The sequence below is a fragment of the Allobosea sp. genome (assembly GCF_017308075.1).
Classification (GTDB): domain Bacteria; phylum Pseudomonadota; class Alphaproteobacteria; order Rhizobiales; family Beijerinckiaceae; genus Allobosea.
On sequence record NZ_JAFKFX010000027.1, the window covers coordinates 66970 to 90274 of the forward strand.

General features: G+C 67.7%; 21 protein-coding genes. 16 read left to right on the forward strand and 5 right to left on the reverse strand.

Annotated elements, in window-relative coordinates:
- Window positions 1–97: 97 nt before the first annotated feature.
- The 7 genes from J0J10_RS08450 (at window position 98) to J0J10_RS08480 (ending at window position 7411) form a co-directional block, all read left to right on the forward strand.
- Complete coding sequence (locus J0J10_RS08450; RefSeq protein ID WP_291635722.1) at window positions 98–1096, forward strand: threo-3-hydroxy-L-aspartate ammonia-lyase; 999 nt, start codon at window positions 98–100, stop codon at window positions 1094–1096.
- Window positions 1093–1488: a RidA family protein gene (locus tag J0J10_RS08455; RefSeq protein WP_291646083.1), complete on the forward strand. Its 396-nt coding sequence runs from the start codon at window positions 1093–1095 to the stop codon at window positions 1486–1488. Before J0J10_RS08450 ends, J0J10_RS08455 begins: the two co-directional genes overlap by 4 nt.
- Before the next feature lie 175 nt (window positions 1489–1663).
- The gene (gene rpsT / locus J0J10_RS08460) at window positions 1664–1930 is read left to right on the forward strand and encodes a 30S ribosomal protein S20 (protein WP_066476640.1); all 267 of its coding nucleotides are present in this window, start codon (window positions 1664–1666) and stop codon (window positions 1928–1930) included.
- 782 nt (window positions 1931–2712) lie between these two features.
- Window positions 2713–4230: a chromosomal replication initiator protein DnaA gene (dnaA, locus tag J0J10_RS08465; protein ID WP_465247172.1), complete on the forward strand. Its 1518-nt coding sequence runs from the start codon at window positions 2713–2715 to the stop codon at window positions 4228–4230.
- Between the two features lie 172 nt (window positions 4231–4402).
- Window positions 4403–5521, forward strand: a complete 1119-nt coding sequence (gene dnaN / locus J0J10_RS08470; protein WP_291635731.1) for a DNA polymerase III subunit beta — start codon at window positions 4403–4405, stop codon at window positions 5519–5521.
- Between the two features lie 11 nt (window positions 5522–5532).
- A complete protein-coding gene (gene recF, locus J0J10_RS08475) occupies window positions 5533–6660 on the forward strand; it encodes a DNA replication/repair protein RecF (protein WP_291646085.1) in 1128 nt (375 codons plus the stop codon).
- A gap of 136 nt (window positions 6661–6796) precedes the next feature.
- The gene (locus J0J10_RS08480; RefSeq protein WP_291646086.1) at window positions 6797–7411 is read left to right on the forward strand and encodes a LysE family translocator; all 615 of its coding nucleotides are present in this window, start codon (window positions 6797–6799) and stop codon (window positions 7409–7411) included.
- A 20-nt stretch (window positions 7412–7431) separates the two neighbouring features.
- Here J0J10_RS08480 and J0J10_RS08485 read toward each other — a convergent pair whose 3' ends face one another.
- A complete protein-coding gene (locus J0J10_RS08485; protein ID WP_291646087.1) occupies window positions 7432–8040 on the reverse strand; it encodes an ankyrin repeat domain-containing protein in 609 nt (202 codons plus the stop codon).
- A gap of 47 nt (window positions 8041–8087) precedes the next feature.
- Window positions 8088–9170 (reverse strand): heat-inducible transcriptional repressor HrcA, encoded by a 1083-nt coding sequence (hrcA, locus tag J0J10_RS08490; protein ID WP_291646230.1) that lies wholly within the window; start codon window positions 9168–9170, stop codon window positions 8088–8090.
- A gap of 141 nt (window positions 9171–9311) precedes the next feature.
- On the opposite strand from hrcA, the gene rph reads away from it, so the two are divergent.
- The 4 genes from rph (at window position 9312) to J0J10_RS08510 (ending at window position 13423) form a co-directional block, all read left to right on the forward strand.
- A complete protein-coding gene (gene rph / locus J0J10_RS08495; protein ID WP_291635741.1) occupies window positions 9312–10028 on the forward strand; it encodes a ribonuclease PH in 717 nt (238 codons plus the stop codon).
- A gap of 151 nt (window positions 10029–10179) precedes the next feature.
- Window positions 10180–10827 (forward strand): RdgB/HAM1 family non-canonical purine NTP pyrophosphatase, encoded by a 648-nt coding sequence (gene rdgB / locus J0J10_RS08500; protein ID WP_291635743.1) that lies wholly within the window; start codon window positions 10180–10182, stop codon window positions 10825–10827.
- Window positions 10824–12026: a radical SAM family heme chaperone HemW gene (hemW, locus tag J0J10_RS08505; protein WP_465247173.1), complete on the forward strand. Its 1203-nt coding sequence runs from the start codon at window positions 10824–10826 to the stop codon at window positions 12024–12026. The genes rdgB and hemW overlap by 4 nt, the downstream gene beginning before the upstream one ends.
- Before the next feature lie 170 nt (window positions 12027–12196).
- On the forward strand, window positions 12197–13423 hold the full coding sequence (locus J0J10_RS08510; RefSeq protein WP_465247174.1) for an SMP-30/gluconolactonase/LRE family protein: 1227 nt from the start codon (window positions 12197–12199) through the stop codon (window positions 13421–13423).
- A 145-nt stretch (window positions 13424–13568) separates the two neighbouring features.
- Here the strand turns inward: J0J10_RS08510 and J0J10_RS08515 are convergent, their stop codons facing one another.
- The gene (locus tag J0J10_RS08515; protein ID WP_291646089.1) at window positions 13569–14234 is read right to left on the reverse strand and encodes a nitroreductase family protein; all 666 of its coding nucleotides are present in this window, start codon (window positions 14232–14234) and stop codon (window positions 13569–13571) included.
- Between the two features lie 81 nt (window positions 14235–14315).
- On the opposite strand from J0J10_RS08515, the gene polA reads away from it, so the two are divergent.
- On the forward strand, window positions 14316–17348 hold the full coding sequence (gene polA, locus J0J10_RS08520; protein WP_291646090.1) for a DNA polymerase I: 3033 nt from the start codon (window positions 14316–14318) through the stop codon (window positions 17346–17348).
- 61 nt (window positions 17349–17409) lie between these two features.
- On the opposite strand, the gene J0J10_RS08525 is transcribed toward polA, so the two are convergent.
- Window positions 17410–19461, reverse strand: coding sequence for an oxidoreductase (locus J0J10_RS08525; RefSeq protein ID WP_291646091.1), 2052 nt, complete (start codon window positions 19459–19461; stop codon window positions 17410–17412).
- Window positions 19462–19588: 127 nt separating this feature from the next.
- On the opposite strand from J0J10_RS08525, the gene J0J10_RS08530 reads away from it, so the two are divergent.
- The 4 genes from J0J10_RS08530 to J0J10_RS08545 all read left to right on the forward strand — a co-directional run bounded on the left by J0J10_RS08530 (window position 19589) and on the right by J0J10_RS08545 (window position 22762).
- Window positions 19589–20221 carry a TetR/AcrR family transcriptional regulator gene (locus tag J0J10_RS08530; RefSeq protein ID WP_291646092.1) on the forward strand — a complete coding sequence of 211 codons (633 nt, stop codon included), beginning with the start codon at window positions 19589–19591 and terminating at the stop codon, window positions 20219–20221.
- 225 nt (window positions 20222–20446) lie between these two features.
- Window positions 20447–20809 carry a glycine zipper domain-containing protein gene (locus J0J10_RS08535; RefSeq protein ID WP_291646093.1) on the forward strand — a complete coding sequence of 121 codons (363 nt, stop codon included), beginning with the start codon at window positions 20447–20449 and terminating at the stop codon, window positions 20807–20809.
- Window positions 20810–20813: 4 nt separating this feature from the next.
- Window positions 20814–21242: a hypothetical protein gene (locus J0J10_RS08540; RefSeq protein ID WP_291646094.1), complete on the forward strand. Its 429-nt coding sequence runs from the start codon at window positions 20814–20816 to the stop codon at window positions 21240–21242.
- Between the two features lie 137 nt (window positions 21243–21379).
- Window positions 21380–22762, forward strand: coding sequence for a sensor histidine kinase (locus J0J10_RS08545; protein WP_291646095.1), 1383 nt, complete (start codon window positions 21380–21382; stop codon window positions 22760–22762).
- Window positions 22763–22792: 30 nt separating this feature from the next.
- Here J0J10_RS08545 and J0J10_RS08550 read toward each other — a convergent pair whose 3' ends face one another.
- On the reverse strand, window positions 22793–23152 hold the full coding sequence (locus tag J0J10_RS08550) for a response regulator (RefSeq protein ID WP_291635762.1): 360 nt from the start codon (window positions 23150–23152) through the stop codon (window positions 22793–22795).
- Window positions 23153–23305: the final 153 nt, after the last annotated feature.

Genomic DNA, 23305 nt, shown 5'->3' on the forward strand with positions numbered 1-23305 from the left:
CCGCGCCGCGCATGACCGAGGCCAGTTTCTTTCACTTGAAAGGCCGGCCGCGCTGCTGACACCATGGCTGATCTCTCAAGCGCACGCAGGATTCGCCATGACCGCCGCAGCCAGCCCCCTCACCGACGGCATCACGCTGCCGACCTATGCCGATGTCGAGGCGGCGGCGGAACGCATCCGCGGCGCCGCGCATCGCACCCCGGCCCTGACCTCGCGCACGGCCAATGAGCGCACCGGCTCCAATCTCGTCTTCAAGGCCGAGAACCTGCAGCGCATGGGCGCCTTCAAGTTCCGCGGCGGCTACAACGCCATCGCCGCGCTCACGGCCGAGCAGCGCAAGGCCGGCGTCCTGACCTTTTCTTCCGGCAACCATGCCCAGGCCATCGCCTATGCCGGCAAGCTGCTCGGCACGCCGACGACGATCATCATGCCGCAGGACGCGCCCGCGGCGAAGGTCGCAGCGACCAGGGGCTATGGCGCCGAGGTCGTCTCCTATGACCGCTATACCCAGGACCGTCTGGCGCTGGCCGACGGCATCGCCAGAGAACGGGGCCTGACCCTGATCCCACCCTATGACGATCCCGCCGTGATCGCCGGCCAGGGCACGGCGACCAAGGAGCTGATCGAGGACGCCGGTCAGTTCGATATCATCCTGGCCTGCCTCGGCGGCGGCGGACTGCTCGCCGGCACGCTCCTGGCCGCCAAGGCGCTCAATCCCGGCTGCCGCGTCTATGGCGTCGAACCCGAAGCGGGCAATGACGGCCAGCTCTCGCTGCGCAAGGGCGAGATCGTCAGGATCGACGTGCCCAAGACCATTGCCGACGGCGCCCAGACCGCCTTCCTCGGTAACTACACCTTCCCGATCATCCGCGACCTCGTCGAAGACATCGTCACCGTGCCCGATACGGCCCTGATAGCGGCGATGCGCTTCTTCGCCGAGCGCATGAAGCTCGTGGTCGAGCCGACCGGCTGCCTCGCGGCGGCGGCCGCCTTCACCGGCGCCGTGCCCGTCGAAGGCAAGCGCGTCGGCATCATTCTCAGCGGCGGCAATGTCGATCTCGCCAGCTTCGCGCGCTTCATCGGCGAGGGCGCGTGAGCGCGATCGAGACGATCCTCTCGCCGGAGGTGCCGGCGCCGGCCGGGCATTATTCGCAAGCCGTCGCCTACAAGGACCTGGTCTTCGTCTCCGGCCAGCTCGCCCCGCACCCGGATGGCAGCCACACCGCGGGCGAGCCCTTCGCGGTGCAGGCGCGCCAGGCGCTGGCCAATCTTCTGGCGGTGCTCGCGGCGGCCGGCTCCGGCCCGGCCGATGTGCTCAAGGTCACCGCCTATCTGGTCGGCGGCGGACGCTGGCCGGAATTCAACGCGATCTATGCCGAGGTCTTCGGGGAACACCGACCGGCGCGGGCGGTGGTGCCGGTTCCGGAGCTGCATTATGGCTATCTGATCGAGGTCGAGGCGATCGCGATCCGGCGCGGCGAAAGCTGACCGGCGTCAGCCGGCATTTCCGCGTTGACGTGGCAGCCGGCAGCGCTTATAGGCTCACGGATCGCGACGGCCTGCGCCTGCAGGGCCGTCGCTCACGTTTTTCATGCAAGGGTTCGCGCTCAGCGTCACTTGGCAAGAAGCCTGGTGCCGGCCGCGACGAGGACGAGGACGAACGATGGCCAATACGACTTCGGCCAAGAAAGCCGCTCGCAAGATCGCGCGCCGCACCGAGGTGAACAAGTCTCGCCGCAGCCGTATGCGCACCTTCCTGCGCAAGGTCGAGGAGGCGATTGCCTCCGGCGACAAGGGCGCCGCCGCCGAGGCTTTCAAGGCCGCCCAGCCGGAGATCATGCGGGCCGCTCAGAAGGGCGTGGTCCACAAGAACACCGCTTCGCGCAAGGTTTCGCGTCTGGCCCATCGCATCGGCGCGCTGGCCTCCTGACCGTCCGTTCCGCAGCGCGGTTCTCGACCTGTTTCAACCCGGCCTCGCGGCCGGGTTTTTCTTTGTCCGGCAGGACCGTCGCAAGGCTGCGACAGGCGAATGAAAACATCCCCGGGCCGGCGATTCCGCAATCTTTCCATCGCTTTCCGGGCTTGACTCCACCGGTGTTTTCCGGGCGCGGAAACAGCCTGTAACGCATTTTTGACCGCACAAAATTAGGCCATATTTTTCATCACCTTAGCAGGCAAAGCAATCACCGCTCGGGATTCCCGAGGCTTCCCATGGCGGCTTTCGGGGGGCCGCGAAAAAAAGATTCGCGGCGCTCGCGAGGCCCCAGCTGTAAAGAAAAGCTTAACTTCCCCAACCTATTGCAGGCGGTCTGCCGGTGGGGCAACAGACGGGACTTCCCGGCTGAATCCCGATAGCCGGCAGAGGGGGATATTGCCCCCGTCCGAGGGCTCCCTATAAGGTCCTCTCATCGCCGGGCGGACAGAGATGTCGGACCGGGATTTCCAAAGATCGAAACTCGTTTTGGCTTGCAACCAGAGAGGTTGGAGGGATGCGGCTCTTTATCTTGTGACGTTATACTTGTTGAGATGAAGAGCGGTTTCGTCCTGCGACGAGCCCGCCACTCCTGAGCCGACGACGAACATTGGCACGATCCTAACCTTCGGCTTGTCCGGGGGACGTGGATTCTTTGCTTTCACCAAAATCAGCGCGGCCGACCGGCCTTGCCGGCCGGGTAACGCCGCGCGCAACCGACTGAACAGGGCGATAGAGACATGCTGGAGCAGATCGAGACTGGCGATTTTGTGGATGTTGCGTCGGGTCCGTCTGTTGCGAAACTGGGTTTGACCAAGGGCGGCTCCGCCGCCGCCGAGAAGGAAAGCTGGGATCGCGTCCGCCGCCGCCTGCGCGCGGAGCTCGGCGAGGACGTGTTCTCGAGCTGGTTCGCCCGCGTCGAGATCTGCGCCGTGGTCGAGGGCGTCGCCCATCTCACCGTTCCCACGCGCTTCCTGAAGAGCTGGCTCGAGGCGCATTATGCCGAACGCCTGCGGGCACATTGCATCGCCGAACTCAACGCGCCCCATGGCGTCTCGCTGAGCGTCCGCCAGGTGGCGCGCGAAGGCGCCGAGCCCCGTCCGGAAAGCCCGGCTCAGCGGAGCCGCACCAGCGCCGTGCGCGCGCCGAGCCCGGTCAATGCCGAAGCTGCGCCCGCAGCCACGGCGCTGCCGCCCTGCGAGCGCGACCTGGTGGACGCCTGCGGCACGCTGCTCGACCGCCGGATGAGCTTCCAGAACTTCGTCGTCGGCAAGTCGAACGCACTCGCCTTCGCCGCGGCCGAACGGATCGCGGCCGCGCCTGCCGGCGCAACGCCCTACAATCCGCTCTACATCCATGCCGGGGTCGGTCTCGGCAAGACGCATCTGATCCAGGCGATCGCCCAGGAGGCGCGCCAGCAGGGTAAGCGCGTCGCCTATTTCACCGCCGACCGCTTCATGTACGGCTTCGTCGCCGCGCTGAAGTCGCAGACCGCGCTCGCCTTCAAGGAGAAGCTGCGCGGCATCGACCTCTTGATCGTCGACGACGTCCAGTTCATCCAGGGCCGCTCGATTCAGCAGGAATTCGGCCACACGATCAATGCGCTGATCGATGCCGGCAAGCAGATCGTCGTCGCCGCCGACCGGCTGCCGACCGATCTGGAGAGCATGGAAGAGCGGATCCGCTCGCGCCTTGCCGGCGGTCTCGCGGTCGAGATCGGCGAGCTCGACGAAGGCCTGCGCGTCAAGATCCTGGGCAGCCGGCTCGAGGCGCTCAAGGCGGCGCATCCGAGCTTTCAGGTCAATCCCGATGTGGTGGCCTATGTCGCCCATGCGGTTGCCACCAATGGCCGCGACCTCGACGGCGCCGCCAACCGGATCCTGGCGCATGCGACGCTGACCGGAGCGACGGTGACCATGGAGACGGCGGAAGCCGCGATCCGCGACCTGGTCCGCACCCGCGAGCCGCGCCGGGTCAAGATCGAGGAGATCCAGAAGCTGGTGGCGACCCGCTACAATGTCAGCCGGGCCGACATCCTCTCGGAACGCCGCACCGCCGCCGTGGTCAAGCCGCGACAGATCGCGATGTATCTGGCGAAGGCGTTGACGCCGCGCTCGCTGCCGGAGATCGGCCGGCGCTTCGGCGGGCGCGACCACACCACGGTGCTGCATGCGGTGCGCAAGATCGAGAAGGCGATCGGCGAGGACCGGCTGCTGCATGACGAGGTCGACCTGCTGAAGCGCATGCTGCAGGAATGAGGCCGCACGCCGGCCGCGATCCGGCCCATGCAGCGCCGGCAGCGGCACTGCATGGCGCTAAGCTGTGGTTGCCGGCGCGCGCACCCTTGCGCCGGCGCAAGCGCTCCGGCAATGTCGCGGGCCATTCCGTCGCCCGCCGTCCGGCGGGCGCCAGCACATGCCAGAAGACGCCATGAAGGTTACGGTCGAACGCTCCACGCTCCTGAAGTCGCTTGGACATGTCCATCGGGTGGTGGAGCGCCGCAACACCATCCCGATCCTCTCCAACCTGCTGCTGCGCGGCAGCGAGGACGGGCTGAAGCTGAAGGCGACCGATCTCGACATCGAGGTGGTCGAGACGGTTCCCGCCGATATCGTCGAGCCCGGCGCGACGACCGTACCGGCCCACACCCTCTACGACATCGTCCGCAAGCTGCCGGACGGCGCCCAGGTCTCGCTGGAGACGACCGGCGACAGCGGCCAGATGGTGCTGCGCTCGGGTCGCTCGCGCTTCACCCTGCAGACCCTGCCCGAGAGCGATTTCCCGGACATCACCGCCGGCGAGATGGCGCATCGCTTCGTGCTGCCGGCCGGCGAGCTCAAGCGCCTGATCGACAAGACCCAGTTCGCGATCTCGACCGAGGAGACGCGCTACTATCTCAACGGCATCTATCTGCACGCAATCGATGTCGAAGGCCGCCCGGTGCTGCGCGCGGTCGCGACCGACGGGCACCGCCTCGCCCGCGTCGACACCGCCGCCCCGCAGGGCGCGCTCGGCATGCCAGGCGTTATCGTGCCGCGCAAGGCCGTGGCCGAGATCCAGAAGCTGCTCGAGGATGGCGAGAGCGAGGTCCAGGTCGAGCTCTCCGGCACCAAGATCCGGGTCGCCACCGCCGCGGTGGTGCTGACCTCGAAGCTGATTGACGGCACCTTCCCCGATTATCAGCGCGTCATCCCGAGCGGCAATGACAAGCTGCTCACCGTCGACAAGGGCGATTTCGCCGCTTCGGTGGACCGGGTCTCGACCATCTCCTCGGAGCGCGGGCGCGCCGTGAAGCTGTCGATGGCCGAGGGCCGGATGACGCTCTCGGTGACCAATCCCGATTCCGGCTCGGCGACCGAGGAGATCGAGGTCGACTATGATGCGAGCCCGCTCGATATCGGCTTCAACGCCCGCTATCTGATGGACATCGCAGCCCAGCTCGACGGCGACACCGCCCTGCTCAAGCTCGCCGATCCCGGCTCGCCGACGGTGATCCAGGACCGCGAGGGCGCCTCGGCACTCTATGTGCTGATGCCGATGCGGGTCTGACGCGACCAGCCTTGACCGCGGTCGCCCGCCTCACCCTGCAGAATTTCCGTTCCTACCCGGCCCTCGATCTTGCGATCGAGGGCCGGCTCGTTGCGCTGTGCGGCGAGAACGGCGCCGGCAAGACCAATCTGCTCGAAGCGCTCTCGCTGTTTGCGCCCGGACGCGGCCTGCGCCGGGCCGATCTCGCCGATATGGTGCGGGTGCCGGGCGATGGCGGCTTTGCGGTCTCGATCGCGCTCGCCGAGGACGGCGCAAGGCTCGGCATCGGTCTGGCGCCGCCCGATGGCGAGGGCCGGCGCGCCCGGCTTGCGCGGATCGACGGCGCCGCGGTCGGCTCGGCCACGGCCTTCAGCGAATATCTGCGCCTGGTCTGGCTGACGCCGGATCTCGACGGGCTGTTCCGCGGCTCGGCCGGCGAGCGCCGGCGCTTCCTCGACCGGCTGGTGCTCGCGGTCGACCCCTCCCATGGCACGCGCTCCAACGCGCTCGAAAAGGCGCTGCGCGCGCGCAACCGCATCCTCGAGGAGAGCCCCTCCGAACGGCGCTGGCTCGACTCGGTCGAGCGCGAGATCGCCGAGCTTGGCGTCGCTGTCGCCGCCGCCCGCGCCGAGACCGTGGCAAGGCTGTCGGCCATCATCGCGCAGAACCGCGACGAGAGCTCGCCCTTCCCGCATGCGCAGATCGCGCTGGAAGGCGAGATCGACGCATTGGTCGCAAGCCTGCCGGCGCTCGACGCCGAGGACCGCTATCGCGAATTGCTGGCGCAGATGCGCCCGCGCGACAAGGCGGCGGGCCGGACGCTCGCCGGGCCGCAGGCCTCGGACCTGCTCGTGCGCCATGCGCAGAAGGACATCCCGGCCGGCCAGGGCTCGACCGGCGAGCAGAAGGCGCTGCTGATCGGCCTCGTCCTGGCGCATGCCCGGCTGGTCGCGAGCATGAGCGATCTGCCGCCTTTGGTGCTGCTCGACGAGATCGCCGCCCATCTCGATCCGCGCCGGCGCGCCGCGCTCTATGCCGGGCTCGGCGAACTCGGCTGCCAGGTCTGGATGACCGGCGCTGACCCCGCGCTGTTCGACGACCTGCCGCCGCAGGCGCAGCGCTTCCTGGTCACGCCGGGCAACGTCGCCGCCCTGCCCTGACCGGCCGGCCGGTCGAGCGCGACGTCTCCACCAGCCCCGGCTTTCGCGGCGTTGATCCCGGCCATCACGCATGACGATGGGACAGCGACGCCGGCCGCTGCTAGGTTCCCCGGCAGGAGTACAGGGAACCGAACGCATGGACATCGCCGGATTCATGGTCTTCGCCGGGGTCTATTTCCTGGCGGTCGCCTCGCCGGGCCCCGGCATCGCGGCGCTGGTCGCGCGCTCGCTCTCGACCGGCTTTCGCCGCGCCGTGCCCTTCGTGCTCGGCATCGCCGCCGGCGATCTGGTCTGGCTGACCTTCTCGGCGCTCGGCCTGTCGCTGCTGATGCAGAGCTTCCACGGCGTCTTCGTCGCCATCAAATATGCCGGCTGCGCCTATCTGGTCTATCTCGCCTGGAAGCTCTGGACCACGCCGGTCGAGAGCAACAAGGCGCCCGAGGCGATTCCGGGCGAGGGCTGGCGCCTGTTCTTCGGCGGCATCGCGCTGACGCTCGGCAATCCCAAGGTGATGGTGTTCTTCGTCTCGATCCTGCCGCTGGTCGTTGATCTCAGCGCGATCACGCCGCTGCTCTTCGTCGAGATCGCAGTGCTGACCATGGTGATCATCAACACCACGCTGCTCGGCTACGCCTATGCGGCCGACCGGGCCCGGCGGCTGGTTTCCAGCCCACAGACGATGCGTCGGATCAACCGGTTCACCGGCGGCGTCATGGCCGGCGCAGCGACCGTGATCGCGACGCGCGGCTGAGCGGGGCGCTGCGGCCCGCGTCAGCGCCCGCCGGCCGCCGTAATCAGCTTCGCGACCTCGCTCTGGCCGCGCTTGCGAGCATGGGCGAGCGGGCTGACGCCGTCCTTGTCGGCGAGATTGGGATTGGCGCCGGCATCGAGCACGAGCTTGGCCACCTGCTGGTGCCGCGGCCCGCCATCGCCGAGGATCACGATCTCCAGCAGGCAGGTCCAGCCGAGATTGTTGACGTGGTTCACGTCGATGCCGCTGGTCAGGAGCAGCTTCACCGTCTCGACATGGGCGCGCTCGCAGGCCGGGATCAGCGCGTCGCCGCCATAGCGGTTGCGCAGCGAGAGATCGGGCTTCAGCGGCAGCATGGCCGCGATGATCTCGCTCCGCCCGCTGGCCCCTGCGAGCAGCCAGGGCGTATCCTGGTTGGCGGCCTGGGCATTGAGGCTGGCGCCGGCCGCGAGCAGGGCCTTGGCGACCGCGACATGATTGCCGGCGACGGCCCGCAGCAACGGGGTCTGTCCCTGCCCGTCACGCTGTTCGAGATCGGTGCCGGCCGCGATCAGCCGGCTGACCTCGGCAAGATCGCTGGAAGACACGGCGGCGAGCAGGTCCGCCGTTGCCGCACTGGCGCTCGTCATCAGCATCGCTCCCGCCAGAATACCGGCCCAAAGCCGCCCGGTCCGCCTCATCGTCCACCTTCGAGCAACCGCCCGACCACCCGTGCGGTATAGTCGACCATCGGCACGATCCGGGCATAGTTGAGCCGCGTCGGCCCGATGATACCGACCACGCCGACGATGCGCTGCTCGCCATCGCGGAAAGGCGCGGCGACGATCGAGGAGCCCGACATCGAGAACAGCTTGTTCTCCGAGCCGATGAAGATGCGCACCCCGTCGCCGGCCTCGGCCCTGGTCAGGAGGTCGATCAGCTCGGTCTGGGTTTCGAGATCGGCGAAGAGCAGGCGGATGCGCTCGAGATCCTCCTGCGCCTTGAGATCCTCGAGCAGATTGGCCTGGCCGCGCACGATCAGATGCCGGTCGCCGGAGGGACCGGAGGAGGTCGCGATGCCGCTTTCGACGAGACGCGCCGTCAGCCCGTCGAGCTCTCGCTCCATCTGGGCGCGGCTGTCGTCGATCTCGCGGCGGATCTCGGCCAGCGTCTTGCCGGCGATGCGGGCATTGAGGAAATTGCCGGCCTCGACCAGCGCCGAGGCCGGCAGGCCGGGCGGCAGCGCGAGCAAACGATTCTCGACCGTGCCGTCATCGGCGACCAGCACGACGAGAGCGCGATTGGCGTCGAGCCGGACGAATTCGATATGCTTCAGCCTTGCATTGGCCTTGGTGGTGACGACGACCCCGGCCCCGCGCGACAGACCCGACAGCAGCGCCGACGCCTCGGTCAGCGTGCCGTCGAGGGTGCGCCCGCTGGCCGCCGCCCGCATCTGCGCCTCGATCCGGGTCCGCTCCTCCGAAGTGAGATTGCCGACCTCCATCATCGCATCGACGAAGAAGCGCAGGCCTCGCTCGGTCGGCAGACGCCCGGCCGAGGTGTGGGGGGCGTAGATCAGCCCGGCCATTTCGAGATCGGTCATGACATTGCGCACGGTCGCCGGCGACAGCGTCATCGGAAGGAGGCGGGCGATGTTGCGCGAGCCGACCGGCTCGCCGGTGGCGAGGTAGCCATCGACGATATGGCGGAAGATTTCGCGCGAGCGCTGGTCGATCTCGACCAGACCGCCAGGCGATTCCGGGCGGGTATAGGCGCTCATCTGGCGGCAAGGAGCCTGTTGCACATGGCCCATTGTCCCTTTCCCGGCGCGGCGGATCAAGCGGCATATGACAGCCCTTGCCTTGCCGCCCTCCCTTGAAACGCCTACAAGCCGCCGATCCCTAAAAGCAGGACGATGATCATGAGACCCTCCAAGCGTGCCGCCGACGAGATGCGCAAGGTCACGCTCGAACGTGGCGTGGTCCGCTATGCCGAGGGCTCCTGCATGGTGAGCTTCGGCGAGACCCGGGTGCTCTGCGCCGCGACCGTCGAGGAAAAGGGGCCGCCCTGGCTGCGCGGCACCGGCAAGGGCTGGGTCACCGCCGAATATTCGATGCTGCCGCGTGCCACGCATGAGCGCACCCGCCGCGAGGTCACCTCGGGCAAGCCGTCGGGCCGAACCCAGGAAATCCAGCGTCTGGTCGGGCGCAGCTTGCGCGCCGTGGTCGACCTGACCGCGATCGGCGAGCGCCAGATCGTCGTTGATTGCGACGTGCTGCAGGCGGATGGCGGCACCCGCACCGCCTCGATCACCGGCGCCTGGGTCGCGCTGCACGACGCGCTTAAATGGATGGAAGGGCGGGGCATGCTCAAGGGCACCAACCCGCTGAAGGACCATGTCGCGGCGGTGTCCTGCGGCATCGTCGCCGGCAATCCCGTCATCGATCTCGATTATGTCGAGGATTCCGGCGCCCAGACCGACGCGAATTTCGTGATCACCGGCGCGGGCGGCCTCGTCGAGGTCCAGGGCACGGCCGAGGGCGCGCCCTTCTCCGAGGACGAGCTGATGGCGCTGCTCCGCCTCGCCAAGGGCGGCGTCGGCCAACTCGTCACGCTGCAAAAGGCGGCGGTAGCCTGACGCCAAGTTGATTTATCCCGGGAACCACGACGTCATCCCGGACGCAGCGAAGCGAAACTCCGGGATCCATCCTAGGTTTCCGAGCTTTACGATGGATCCCGGGTCAAGCCCGGGATGACGACGTGTTTCCGAGCCAGGAAAGGCAGGGACCTTGACCACCAACCGCCCCCTCTCCGGCAAGGTCGTGATCGCGACCCATAACCAGGGCAAATTGCGCGAGATGCGCGAATTGCTGGCGCCCTATGGCGTCGCGCTGGTCTCGGCCGGCGAGCTCAGCCTGCCGGAGCCGGAAGAAGACGGCCATATGTTCGCGGAGAACGCCGCGATCAAGGCGGTGGCGGCGGCGAACGCCTCCGGCCTGCCGGCGCTGGCCGATGATTCCGGCATCTGCATCGACGCGCTCGATGGCGCGCCCGGCCTGTTCTCGGCCAACTGGGCCGGGCCCGGCAAGGATTTCGCTCCGGCGCTGGCGCGCGTCCAGGCCGAACTCGCCAAGCGCGGCGCGACGACGCCGGAGCAGCGCAAGGCGCATTTCGTCTCGGCGCTGGTGATCGCCTGGCCGGACGGGCATCAGGAGCTGTTCGAGGGCCGGGTCTTCGGCACGGTGGTCGACGCCCCGCGCGGCGCCTCCGGCTTCGGCTACGACCCGATCTTCCAGCCCGCCGGCCATGCCAAGACCTTCGGCGAGATGACGGCGGAAGAGAAGCACGGCATTCCCGCCGATGGCTCGCCCGGCCTGTCGCATCGCGCCCGCGCCTTCCATGTTCTGGCCGCCGCCTGCCTGAGGAAGCCCGCTTGACGGGCAAGGCCGCCTTGGCGGGGCGGCAAGCCGTGCCGGCGCATCCGACCGCGCATGCCGGCTTCGCCGTCTATGTGCATTGGCCGTTCTGCCTGGCCAAATGCCCCTATTGCGACTTCAACAGCCATGTCCGGCACCAGCCGCCCGACCAGGCCCGCTATATCGCGGCCTTCCGGCGCGAGGTCGCCCATCGCGCGGCGCTCGCGCCCGGACGTACCGTCTCCTCGATCTTCTTCGGCGGCGGCACGCCCTCGCTGATGGAGGGCGCCACCGTCGGCGCCATCCTCGATGCGATCGGCGAGCACTGGGCCGTCGATCCCCATTGCGAGGTCTCGCTCGAAGCCAATCCGACCAGCGTCGAGGCCGGCCGCTTTCGCGATTTCCGCGCGGCGGGAGTCAACCGCGTCTCGCTCGGCGTGCAGGCGCTGAACGATGCCGACCTCAAATCGCTCGGCCGGATGCACTCGGCGCAGGAAGCCCTGGATGCGGTCGCGATCGCCCGGAAATATTTCGAGCGCTACTCCTTCGACCTGATCTATGCCCGCTCGCCCCAGCAGACGCCGGCGCTCTGGCGGGCCGAGCTCGAGCTCGCGATCAGCCATGCGGCCGAGCATCTCTCGCTCTACCAGCTGACGATCGAGGCCGGCACGGCTTTCGACCAGCTCTACCGGGCCGGCAAGCTCGCCCTGCCCGATCCCGATGCGGGCGCCGAGCTCTACGAGATCACGCAGGAGATCACGGCAAGGCACGGCCTGCCGGTCTACGAGATCTCGAACCATGCCCGCCCCGGCGCCGAATGCCGGCACAATCTGGTCTATTGGCGCTATGGCGAATATGCCGGCATCGGCCCCGGCGCCCATGGCCGGCTGGTGACGGCTGACGGCCGGATGGCGCAATCGACCGAGAAGCATCCGGAGACCTGGCTGCAACGGGTCGAGGCCGATGGCGACGCGCTGATCGAGAACGAGCAGCTCACCGCCGAGGCGCAGGGCGACGAGTACCTGTTGATGGGCCTGCGATTGGTCGACGGCATCGACCTTGCGGTGTTCGAGGCGCTGTCGGGCCGGAAGCTCAATTCGAACCGGATCGGCAGCCTGATCGCCGAAGGCTTCCTTGTCCGCAAGCCCGGCGGACGCCTCGCCGCGACGCCGGACGGCGCGCTGCTGCTCGACGCGCTGGTCGCCGATCTCGCCGCCTGAGCGGCCAGATGCGCGGAATCTTGAGCATTCAACCGATTTAGCCGGAAGGGAAGCCCCGATCGGCCGGGAGCGGCCATGACGTAGGGGCAGCCTCGCGTCACGCCGCCGCCGCAATCGGCGTTCCCGATGCATCCCGCAAGGACGGAACAGTCCAATCCAGGGAGGCCATGATGCATCAGCAGTCGATGGACGATGGATCGCGCCCGGCGCTTTCGCGCCGCAGGCTCCTGCAGGTCGCCGGGGCCGGCGCGCTGGCGGCGAGCGCCGCACCCGCATTCGCCCAGACCCCTTCGGGACCGGCGGCACCGCCGAGCACGGTGACCACGCCGCCGCGCGACTTCAGCCGCAACGGCGCTCCAACGACCTATTTCTGGGATCCCGACCTCATCGCCGTCGACCCCGCCTTCAACGGCCTCGCCCAGCCCAATGCCCCGATCCAGCGGCTCTGGACCGGCGCGCTCTGGAGCGAAGGCCCGGCCTGGAACGCGCAGGGGCGTTATCTCGTCTGGAGCGACATCCCCAACAACCGGCAATTGCGCTGGCTCGAGGATGACGGCCGGGTCAGCGTCTTCCGCACGCCCTCCGGCAACAGCAATGGCAACAGCTTCGACTATCAGGGCCGGCAGCTCTCCTGCGAGCACCTCAACCGCCGCGTCGTGCGCTACGAACTCGACGGTTCGGTGACGATCCTCGCCGACAAGTTCGACGGCAAGCGGCTGAACTCGCCCAACGACATCGTCGCCCATCCCGATGGCAGCTATTGGTTCACCGATCCGCCCTATGGCGGCCAGCTCTATGAGGGCGCGCCCGATGCCGCCGGCGGGCCGAGCAATGCCAATGGCAAGATCAATCCGCGCCTCGGCCAGCCGCCCGAGATCGGCTTCTTCAAGCGCGAACTGCCGACGAACTGCTACCGGATAGACCCGAGCGGCCGCGTCGACCTCGTGGTCAACGAAAGCCAGGTGCCGGACCCGAACGGGCTCTGCTTCTCGCCCGACCACAAGAAGCTCTACATCGCCTCGACCGGCAAGGGACCGGGCGATACCGGGCCGGGCGGCAAGGGCGACATCCATGTCTTCGATGTCGGCCCCGACAACAAGCTCTCCAACCAGAAGCTGTTCTCGGACTGCATGGTCGACGGCGTGAAATGCGGGCCCGACGGGCTGCGCTGCGATGTCGAGGGCAATCTCTGGACCTCGTCCAATGGCGGACGGGCCGTCGGCTATAGCGGCGTGCTCTGCTTCAACCCCGGCGGCAAGCTGATCGGCCGCATCCGCCTGCCGGAGATCTGCGGCAATATCTGCTTCGGCGGGCCGAAGCGGAACCGGCTGTTCATGGCGGCGAGCCAGTCGCTCTACGCGCTCTATCTCGGCACGCAGGGCGCGGCGCCGGCCTGAGCAGCGCGGCATCCGCCGTCATTGCGAGGAGCGAAGCGACGAAGCAATCCAGGGAACGCAGAGCGCTGCCACTCCTGGATTGCTTCGCTACGCTCGCAATGACGGCCCGCACGCGCCTAACCACGATCAATCGGAACCGCCCCCTTCACAGGAAACTGGCGATCTCCTCCAGCGGCTTCTTGCCGATGGCCGGGACGACGCACCCCTCGGCGGGATAGCCGACGACGAGGAGGATCACCGCCTTCTCGTTGTCGGGCCTGCCGCAAAGCTCGTTGAGGAAGTTCATTGGCGCCGGCGTGTGGGTGAGGGTCGCAAGCCCGGCCTGATGCAGCGAGGCGATCAGGAAGCCGGCGGCGATGCCGACCGATTCCGGTACGTAATAGTGCTTCACCTTGCGGCCTTGCGCGTCATAGCCCCAGCGCTGGGCGAAGATCGCGATCAGCCAGGGCGCGGTCTCGAGGAAGGGCTTGTGCTCGTCGGTGCCGAGATGGCTCAGCGCATCGAGCCATTCCTCGCCGGCGCGGCCGGCATAGAAGGCGCGTTCCTCCTCCTCGGCGCCCTCGCGGATCTTCTTCTTGATCTCGGGATCGGAAATGCAGACGAAACTCCAGGGCTGCTGGTTCGCGCCGGAAGGGGCGGTGCCGGCGGTCGCGACCGCAGCCTCGATCACCGCGCGCGGCACCGGCCGGTCGGCATAGTCGCGCACCGTGCGGCGCTTGCGCATCGTCGCCAGGAAGGCGTCAGCGCGCGCCTGCATCTCGTCCTCGGGACAGCCCTCGAAAGCGAGCGGCATGGTGGCGTAGGCGTTCATCGGTTTCCTCCTGACAGCTTCTTGCGCGTGAGCCTGCTTGCACAATAGACCATCCCGGCCCATCGCCCTATGGTCCCGCGCATGACGAACCCAGCCCCCTCGCTGAAGCCTGGCGACCACCTCTTCCTGGTCGACGGCTCGAACTTCATCTTCCGCGCCTATTTCCAGTCGATCAATCAGGACCGGAAATACAATGCCCGCTCGGACGGGCTGCCCTCCGGCGCGGTCAGGCTGTTCGCGACGAAGCTTTTCCAGTTCGTGCGCGAGGGCGTGCTCGGCGTCAGGCCGACCCATCTCGCCATCATCTTCGACAAGAGCGAGAACTCGTTCCGCAAGGAGATCTACCCGGCCTATAAGGGCAACCGCTCCGACCCGCCGCCGGATCTGATCCCGCAATTCCCGCTGATGCGCGAGGCGGTGCGGGCCTTCGGGCTGATCCCGGTCGAGCAGGATGTCTACGAGGCCGACGACCTGATCGCGACCTATGCGAAACAGGCGCGCGAGGCCGGCGCCGATGTGCTGATCGTCTCGGCCGACAAGGACCTGATGCAGCTCGTGCGCCCGGGCGTCGCCATGTACGATCCGGCCTCCGGCGACGCCAAGAAGGGCGCGGGCTTCCGCGCCGAGCGGCGGATCGGCGAGCCCGAGGTCGTCGAATATTTCGGCGTCACGCCGGACAAGGTCACCGATGTGCAGGCGCTCGCCGGCGACGCCACCGACAATGTCCCGGGCGCGCCCGGCATCGGCATCAAGACCGCCGCACAGCTGATCGGCGAATATGGCGATCTCGAAACCCTGCTGGCCCGGGCCGGCGAGATCAAGCAGCCCAAGCGACGCGAGACCCTGACCAATCCCGAGATCGTCGAGAAGGTCCGCATCTCCCACAAGCTGGTCACGCTCGTCGACGATGTCGCGGTCGAGACGCCGCTTTGCGACCTGACGCTGGCCCAGCCCGAACCCGCCAAGCTCATCTCCTTCCTCAAGGCGATGGAGTTCACCACCATCACCAAGCGCGTCGCCGAGGCCTATGAGGCCGATGTCGGCGCCGTCGATGCCGACCCCGAACTCGCGCCCGGCGGCTCGCGCGCCGCCGAGCTGCTGGCACGCTATGCCGGGGCCGATGCGAGCGCGCCTCCGCCAGCCGGCACCTCCGCCGCAGCATCCGCTCCGGCAGCAGCCGCGGCGGCGAGCGCGCAGCCTGGCGGCGATGGCTGGATGAAGCCAGCCGATCTCGCCGCGGCACGCAAGGACGAGGCGATCCAGCTCAAGGTCGACCATACGGCCTATGAATGCGTGCGCACCCTTGCCGATCTGACGCGCTGGATCGGCCTCGCCTATGAGGCCGGGCTGGTCGCGCTCGACACAGAGACCAATTCACTCGATGCCATGCAGGCCGATCTCGTCGGCTTCTCGCTGGCCGTCGCGCCGGGCAAGGCCTGCTATGTGCCGCTGCAGCATCGCGGTGGCGCCGATCTGTTCGGCGGCGGCATGGTCGAAGGCCAGATCCCGCTCGCCGAAGCGATCGAGGCGCTGAAGCCGCTGCTCGCCGATCCCGGCGTGCTGAAGATCGGCCAGAACCTGAAATACGACCTCCTCGTGCTCGCCCGCCACGGCCTCGCCGTCGCGCCGATCGAGGACACGATGCTGATCTCCTATGCGCTCGATGCCGGCCGCAACAATCACGGCATGGACCGGCTTTCCGAGCTGCATCTCGGCCATAAGACCATCCCCTATGCGGAGGTCGCCGGCACCGGCAAGGCGCAAATCACCTTCGACAAGGTCGATATCGAGAAGGCGACGGCCTATGCCGCCGAGGATGCCGACATCACGCTGCGGCTCTGGCGCACGCTGAAGCCGCGCCTCGCCGCCGAGGGCAGGACGTCCGTCTACGAGGTTCTGGAACGGCCGCTCGTCCAGGTTCTGGCCGCGATGGAGCAGCGCGGCATCGCCATCGACCGGCAGATCCTGTCGCGGCTATCGGGCGAGTTTGCGCAATCTTTGGCGCGGCTCGAGGACGAGATTCACACGCTCGCCGGCGAGAAATTCACCATCGGCAGCCCCAAGCAGCTCGGCGATATCCTGTTCGGCAAGATGGGGCTGCCAGGCGCCCAGAAGACCGCGACGGGGCAATGGGCGACCGGCGCCGGCGTGCTCGAGGACCTCGCCGAGCAGGGCCATGAACTGCCGGCCCGCATCCTTGACTGGCGCCAGCTCGCCAAGCTGAAATCGACCTATACCGACTCGCTGCCGACCTATGTGAATCCGCAAACCCACCGGGTCCATACGTCCTACGCCCTGGCCGCGACCACCACCGGCCGGCTCTCCTCGTCCGAGCCGAACCTGCAGAACATCCCGATCCGCACCGAGGCCGGTCGCAAGATCAGGACCGCCTTCGTCGCCGAGAAGGGCAACAGGCTGATCTCGGCCGACTACAGCCAGATCGAGCTGCGCATCCTCGCCCATATCGCCGACATCCCGCAGCTCAGGCAGGCCTTCGCCGACGGCGTCGACATCCATGCGATGACGGCGTCCGAAATGTTCGGCGTGCCGGTCGAAGGCATGCCGAGCGAGGTCCGGCGCCGCGCCAAGGCGATCAATTTCGGCATCATCTACGGCATCTCGGCCTTCGGCCTCGCCAACCAACTCGGCATCTCCCGCGAGGAGGCCAGCGCCTATATCCGCAAGTATTTCGAGCGCTTCCCCGGCATCCGCGACTATATGGACCAGGCCAAGACCACGGTCAGGGCGAGCGGCCAGGTCACCACCATCTTCGGCCGCGTCTGCCATTTCCCGGCGGTCGCCTCGAAAAACCCGTCGGAGCGCGCCTTCGTCGAGCGCCAGGCGATCAATGCGCCGATCCAGGGCTCGGCGGCCGACATCATCCGCCGGGCGATGATCCGCATGGACGATGCCCTCGCCGCGGCCAAGCTCGATGCCCGCATGCTGCTGCAGGTCCATGACGAACTGGTCTTCGAGGTGCCGGAGGCCCAGGTCGAGGCGGCGCTGCCGGTGATCCGCAAGGTCATGGTCGAGGCCCCGCAGCCGGCGGTGCAGCTCAAGGTGCCCCTGGTCGTCGATGCCAGGGCGGCGACGAACTGGGACGAGGCGCACTAGGCTCCAAACCCGATCGGGTTTCGAGCCTAGTGCGTAAAGTCATAAGCGCGGCGCCACGGGGCTACCGGAAGGCGTCGGCGCTCTCGGTTTCCGCCAGCGCCCCCAAGCTCCTGGCGAACCGGTGGCCGCTGTAATTGGCTGCGGCGATCGTGCCCGGCGCCAGGCAATCGCCGATCCTCTCGACGCGGGTCAGCCCGCTGTCCAGCCATTCCTCGCGCCGGGCCTGCAACGCCGTCCACAGCTCGCTTGAAGGGAGACGCGCGGTGACCGGCACCAGCACCTCGCAGGGGATGATCTCGGCGGCGCCCGAATAGACGCAGCGTATCGTCACGCTGTCGGCGGCGCGATCGGCGAGGGCGGAAAGCAGCCTGATCTTCACGCCCAGCTCCAGCAAGCGCCGATGAATCCGGGCCTGTTCGAGCGTGTTCACCGTCCAGGCCGCGACCAGCGGCGTCGGCGTGACATAGGTCGTGTCGATCCCTGCCGCAGCCAGCTGTTCGGCCAGGGCGCTGCCCATATAGTAGCGATCATCGTCATAGATCACCACGGGCCCCGGCCCAGCGGCGACGCTTCCCTGGTCCAGGAGCAGATCGACCCCGACGATCTTGCCGTTCTTCAGGAACGGCAGCGGCACCCGGTGGAAGCGACCGGCACCATCCTCGCGCCATCGGCCGCCCACGGCGATCGCGACATGCGCGATGCCATAAGCGAGGATGTCGTCCGCCGTCAGCGGGCTCGAAAGATACATCTCGACATTGGATGCGGTCCGAAGCTGGCCAAGGCGCCAATCCCGCACCCGGGCCCAGCTGGAAAGCCCCGGAAGCCGGCTCTCGCGCGATACGCGCCCGCCCCATTCGGTTCCGGCATCGGCGATGATCACCGAAGCACCACGCTGCGCCAAGGCGCGTGCGGCCTCGAGCCCGGCCGGCCCGCCGCCGACGACCAGAGCCGCCGCCGGACCTGCCAGTGCCGGAACCTTCTCTGGATGCCAGCCCTTGCGCCATTCCTCGCCGATCGTCGGGTTCTGGGTGCAGCGCATCGGCGCCACGATATTGTCGCCCGCGACGCAGATATTGCAGCCGATGCATTCCCTGATGTCGTCGATCCGGCCCTCCTGAATCTTGCGGGGCAGGAACGGGTCGGCGATGGACGGCCGTGCGGCGCCGATCAGGTCGAGATGGCCCTGCCGGATCACACGAACCATCGTATCGGGCGAGGTGTAACGGCCGACCCCGACGACCGGCTTGGTCGTGACCTGCTTGACGAAGCGGGTGTAGTCCTCCTGATAGCCCTCCTGCGAGAAGCGGGCGGACTGGCTGTCATTGGACCAGTCGGACAGGTTCACGTCCCAGAGGTCCGGCTCCTCGGCGAGCGCCGCGACGATGTCCCGCCCTTCGCCGTCGCGCTCGACGCCGGCCGAGCCCATCAGCTCGTCGACGGCAAAACGGATCGCCAGTGCGCAGCGATCGCCGATCGCATCACGGGTATCGGCCAGCACCTCGCGGAACAGCCGCAGACGGTTCTCCAGCGATCCGCCGTATTCGTCGGTGCGATGGTTGTGACGCGACAGGAGGAAATGCATCAGCAGCGTCATGTCGTGGCCGGCATAGACGTAGACGATGTCAAAACCCGCCTCGCGGGCCCGGATCGCGGCATCGCGGTGCCAGCGCCTGAACTCGCGGATATCCGCCTTGTCCATGCCGCGCGCCTGGACGGGATCATCGATGTCGACGACGGCATCGGAGGGGGCGTAGGGGGCGATGCGCGAGAGCCGATTGGCAGTGTGCAGGCCGTTATGTGCGAGCTGCACCGCCGCCAGGCTGCCGCGCTCATGGATGAGGTCCGTCATCTCCCTGAAGACGCCGACATCGGCGCCGTCCCAGATCCGGCCCTGATTGGACGGCGTCAGGTCGGAGGAAGGGTGGATCTCGGTTTCCTGCGTCGAGACCACGCCCCAGCCGCCCTCGGCCTTCATCGCGCGCATGTGCGCATCCGAGCGGGCGTAGCGGTGCCCCATGCCGGAGCAATGCGGGACCTGATAGAATCGGTTGCGGGTCGTGACGGGGCCGATCGTGACCGGCTCGAAAAGAATGTCGTAACGGGGGTCGCGCATGTAGTTTCGCCGATGTGATGGGGATGGCAGAGGCGATAGCCGGGTGGTCGGCCGGCCGTCACTATGCGATCGTATAGTCACTATGCAAGCGCATAGTCTGGCATTGGTGTAGTTCGGACAAGGCGACGTGACGACTTCCTTCAGGCGAGCCCCCGATTTCGACAGGCGCACCGACCTGATCGAAGCCACGATGGACTGCATCGTCGAGCTCGGCATCCAGGGGACGAGCGTGCGCGCGGTCGCGACCAAAGCCGGCGTCAGCAACGGCCTCATCCGGCATCACTTCGCCTCGAAGGAGAACTTGATCGCGGAAGCCTATGGCCGGACCATCGCGATCATCACCGGCCCGCCGCTGGCGATCGCGGCCGGCGACGGCTCCCCCCGCGAGAAGCTGCGGCGTTTCATCATCGCCAGCATCAGCGGTCCGGTCGCGGAGCCCCGCATCCTCTCGCTCTGGGCGACCTTCATCAGCCAGGTGCACATCAACGACCGCTTCCGGGAGATCCACCGGACGCAATATGTCGCCTATCGCGCCGCATGCCGCAGCCTCATTCAAGGCGTAGTCGAGGAGAACCGGGTCCGCATTTCCGCGGATGAGCTTCACCATCTGAGCATCGCCCTGAACGCCATCATGGACGGGCTTTGGCTGGAAGGCTGTCTGAGTGCCGAGGAGATCGACGCGGCTCTCCAGATCGAGATCGGTCTTGGCGCGGTCGAACGCCTGCTGGGCATCAAGCTCGGCCGGGAGGTCCCGGCATAGCCTTACAAAGGCACCGACCCGACGGGGATGCCCGCCATGGAGTAACGCCGGGCGCGTGGCGCGCGATGCATTCGTGCGCTACCGTAAGGCCGATCGCGAGGGCACGCCGGCGCCCCCGCCGAGGACGCCGAGGTTCATGCCACAGGAACCGAGGCCGCGCTGGCGCGTTGAACGTCGGAGCTGTGCCACAGGCACGGCAGTACCCCGCAGCGAAGGAGCTATTTGATGCCCGCCACCACCACTTCCGCCAAGCGCCAGGCCGCCGCCTCGGTGCGGCGCGCCAAGGAGGACGTCGCCGAGGCGGCCGACGAGGTCGCCGGTCGCGCCAAGGCGAGCGGCCGCCGTCTGCGCGACGAGGCCGACGAGATCGAGCAAAGCCTGGCGCGCGGCGCCGAGGATCTGGCGGCGACCGTCAGCAGCAAGCTCAAATCCGTCGGCGTCGACACCGACAAGATGGCCGATGTCGCGCGGGAGCAGGCGGGCGACCTGCAGGATCTCATCATCCGTGAGATCCAGGAGCGGCCATTGCGCGCGCTCGGCCTCGCCGCCGCAGTCGGCCTCTTCGTCGGCTTCCTGTCGGCGCGTTGAGGCCATGCTGGGGGGAATTCCGGCTCTGCTCGCCCGTGAGCTCGCCACGACCGTACGCCGGAACGCGGCGGTCTTCGGCCTTTACCTCGTCGCCGCAGTGCTCGTCATCTGCGCCGCCGGCTATGGGCTGAATGCACTGCACACGGTTCTCAGCGAGCTCTATGGCAGCGTCGCGGCGAGCCTCTGGATCGCCGGCGGCCTGCTGCTTGCCGCCGTGGTCGCAGTCGGCATCGCAGCCTATGTCAAGAGCCGCCGCCCGCCGAGCCGGCGGCTGGAGGCGGCGCTGGCCGCAGCGCCCGTCGCGGCAACGCTGGTCGGCAAGGGCAAGATCGGCTGGAAGGCCGGGCTCGTCGGCGGCGTCATCCTGCTCGGCCTCGTGCTCGGCCGGCAACTGGCCAAGGGCCGTGATGGCGGTGACGAGGCCGAAAAATAGCCCTGACGATGCAGGTTCCTGCGTCCACGCCGTGTGCCGTCCCTCCGATCGGCAGTGGCAGGCGCATGGACGCGACCTGTCTTTTTACATAGGGCTGTGACAGGCTTGCAGCTATTCAAGGCTCGATGAACGCCCAGGTGCCCCCTCGTCCACGCTGGCTGACGCCGGATTGGCCCGCTTTCGTGGCAAGGCTGCGGACGTCCTCGTCGACAGCGATCGCGATCGGCGTCGTGGCGATCGCCGTCGTGATCGCCGCCTGGATCAACTTCCAGGCCAACGAGGCCTCGCGGCTGGTGTCGAAGGCGATCGATGTGCGTGAGCGCAGCGAGGGCTTCCTCAGTAACCTGCTCGATGCCGAGACCGGGCAGCGCGGCTTCCTGCTGACCGGCGACGAGGCCTATCTCGCGCCCTACAATGAATCGCGCTTCAAGATTCTGCCCGAGCTCGACGTGCTCGAGGGGCTGGTCACCGATAATCCGTCTCAGGTCGAGCGCATCCGCCAGGCACGCGAGCTCGCCCGGCACAAGCTGGTCGAGATGAACGCGACCATCGCGCTGATGCGCGCCGGCAAGCGCGAAGAGGCCGTGGCGGCACTGCGTCAGGGCGACGGCAACCGCTTGATGCAGGAACTGCGCGACATGGCGGGCGCGATCCAGGCCGAGGAGAACCGCCTGCTCCACGAGCGCAGCAGGCGCGAGACCCGCCGACGGATCTTCGCCAGCATCGGCATCCTCATCGCCCTCGCCGGGCTGAGCTTCGTCGCCTGGCTGCAGTTCCGCAGCCGCGGGCGGCGCAACATCTTCCTCTCCAGCTCGAATCTCGAACTCGAGCAGCGCGTCGCCGAGCGCACCCAGCAGCTCGAGAACGAACGCCTGCGGATCGAGGCCCTGCTGCGCGACGTCAATCACCGGGTCGGCAACAATCTCGCCATGGTTTCGGCGCTGCTCAGCGTGCAGAGCCGGCAGGCGCGCGAGCCGGTGGTGAAGCAGGCGCTCGCCCAGGCGCAGTCGCGCATCCAGGCGATCGCCGCGGGCCAGCGCCGCCTGCGCCTCGACATCGAAGCCGACGAGATCGACGCCCGCCCCTATATGGAGGATCTGCTGGCGGAAATCGGCAAGCAGGCCGAGGGCCGACCGATCACCATCGAGCTGGCGATGGAGCCGATCCGGCTGCCCGGGCGCGACGCCGTCTCCTTCGTCGTCATCATCAACGAGCTCGTCACCAACGCAATCAAGCACGCCTTCCCGAACGGACTGGCCGGCAAGATCGTCATCCGCCTCGCCGATGTCCCCGAGAAACCCGGAGATCTCGTTCTGGCGGTCGAGGATGACGGCGTCGGCATGCCGGAGGAGGAAACCACCGCCGGCCTCGGCAAATCGGTGCTCAAGAGCCTGCTGCGCAGCATGCGTGCGACCATGGAAACCGGGCCGCTGAATGCCGGGGCGGCGCGCCCCGGGACGCGCATCGCGCTGACATTCCCGAAGCGGAACGAACTCGCCGAAGAGACGCCGAAGCAATAGAGCGCGACGCGCGGCAGCCGCGCCGTCGCCTCAAACCACCTTCACGGCATTGCAGACGAAGCGGACGATCTCTCCGGTCGAGAAGGGCTTGCGCACGAAGCGGACATCGCGCAGCTCGGCCGGGACCTCGCTCGGCGCCGAACCCGAGACGAAGGCGAGCGGAGTGCCCTTGGCGCGCAGGCTGGCCGCAATGCCGAAGGTCTTGCCACCGACCACATCGATATCGAGCAGCGCGCAGGAGACCGGCTTGTCCGTGGCGGCCCTCGCCTGCGAGAGCGACTCGACGACGATGAGCTCGGCGCGATCGCCCAGCTGCTCGCTGACGGCACTTTCCAGGTCCATCGCAATGAAGGGGTCGTCCTCGACGATGAGGATCCGGATATCAGACATGATCTCCAGGGTACCTTCCAACTTCACGCCGCTGCTCCACGCAGTTTCTGCCTGTGAGCTGAAAGAACGCCCCCTCGAACCCTCTTGTTCCGATCTGGGCGGCTTTCCGTACAGAAACGCGCAGAATTAGACTCAAATTGCCCGCGCAAAGTT

Bases quoted from the DNA above. Each gene is read 5' to 3' on its own strand.
- J0J10_RS08450 (WP_291635722.1), top strand. From the start codon at position 98: ATGACCGCCGCAGCCAGCCCCCTCACCGACGGCATCACGCTGCCGACC.
- rpsT (WP_066476640.1), top strand. From the start codon at position 1,664: ATGGCCAATACGACTTCGGCCAAGAAAGCCGCTCGCAAGATCGCGCGC.
- dnaA (WP_465247172.1), top strand. From the start codon at position 2,713: ATGCTGGAGCAGATCGAGACTGGCGATTTTGTGGATGTTGCGTCGGGT.
- dnaN (WP_291635731.1), top strand. From the start codon at position 4,403: ATGAAGGTTACGGTCGAACGCTCCACGCTCCTGAAGTCGCTTGGACAT.
- J0J10_RS08480 (WP_291646086.1), top strand. From the start codon at position 6,797: ATGGACATCGCCGGATTCATGGTCTTCGCCGGGGTCTATTTCCTGGCG.
- J0J10_RS08485 (WP_291646087.1), bottom strand. From the start codon at position 8,040: ATGACGAGCGCCAGTGCGGCAACGGCGGACCTGCTCGCCGCCGTGTCT.
- hrcA (WP_291646230.1), bottom strand. From the start codon at position 9,170: ATGAGCGCCTATACCCGCCCGGAATCGCCTGGCGGTCTGGTCGAGATC.
- rph (WP_291635741.1), top strand. From the start codon at position 9,312: ATGAGACCCTCCAAGCGTGCCGCCGACGAGATGCGCAAGGTCACGCTC.
- J0J10_RS08510 (WP_465247174.1), top strand. From the start codon at position 12,197: ATGCATCAGCAGTCGATGGACGATGGATCGCGCCCGGCGCTTTCGCGC.
- J0J10_RS08515 (WP_291646089.1), bottom strand. From the start codon at position 14,234: ATGAACGCCTACGCCACCATGCCGCTCGCTTTCGAGGGCTGTCCCGAG.
- polA (WP_291646090.1), top strand. From the start codon at position 14,316: ATGACGAACCCAGCCCCCTCGCTGAAGCCTGGCGACCACCTCTTCCTG.
- J0J10_RS08525 (WP_291646091.1), bottom strand. From the start codon at position 19,461: ATGCGCGACCCCCGTTACGACATTCTTTTCGAGCCGGTCACGATCGGC.
- J0J10_RS08535 (WP_291646093.1), top strand. From the start codon at position 20,447: ATGCCCGCCACCACCACTTCCGCCAAGCGCCAGGCCGCCGCCTCGGTG.
- J0J10_RS08540 (WP_291646094.1), top strand. From the start codon at position 20,814: ATGCTGGGGGGAATTCCGGCTCTGCTCGCCCGTGAGCTCGCCACGACC.
- J0J10_RS08550 (WP_291635762.1), bottom strand. From the start codon at position 23,152: ATGTCTGATATCCGGATCCTCATCGTCGAGGACGACCCCTTCATTGCG.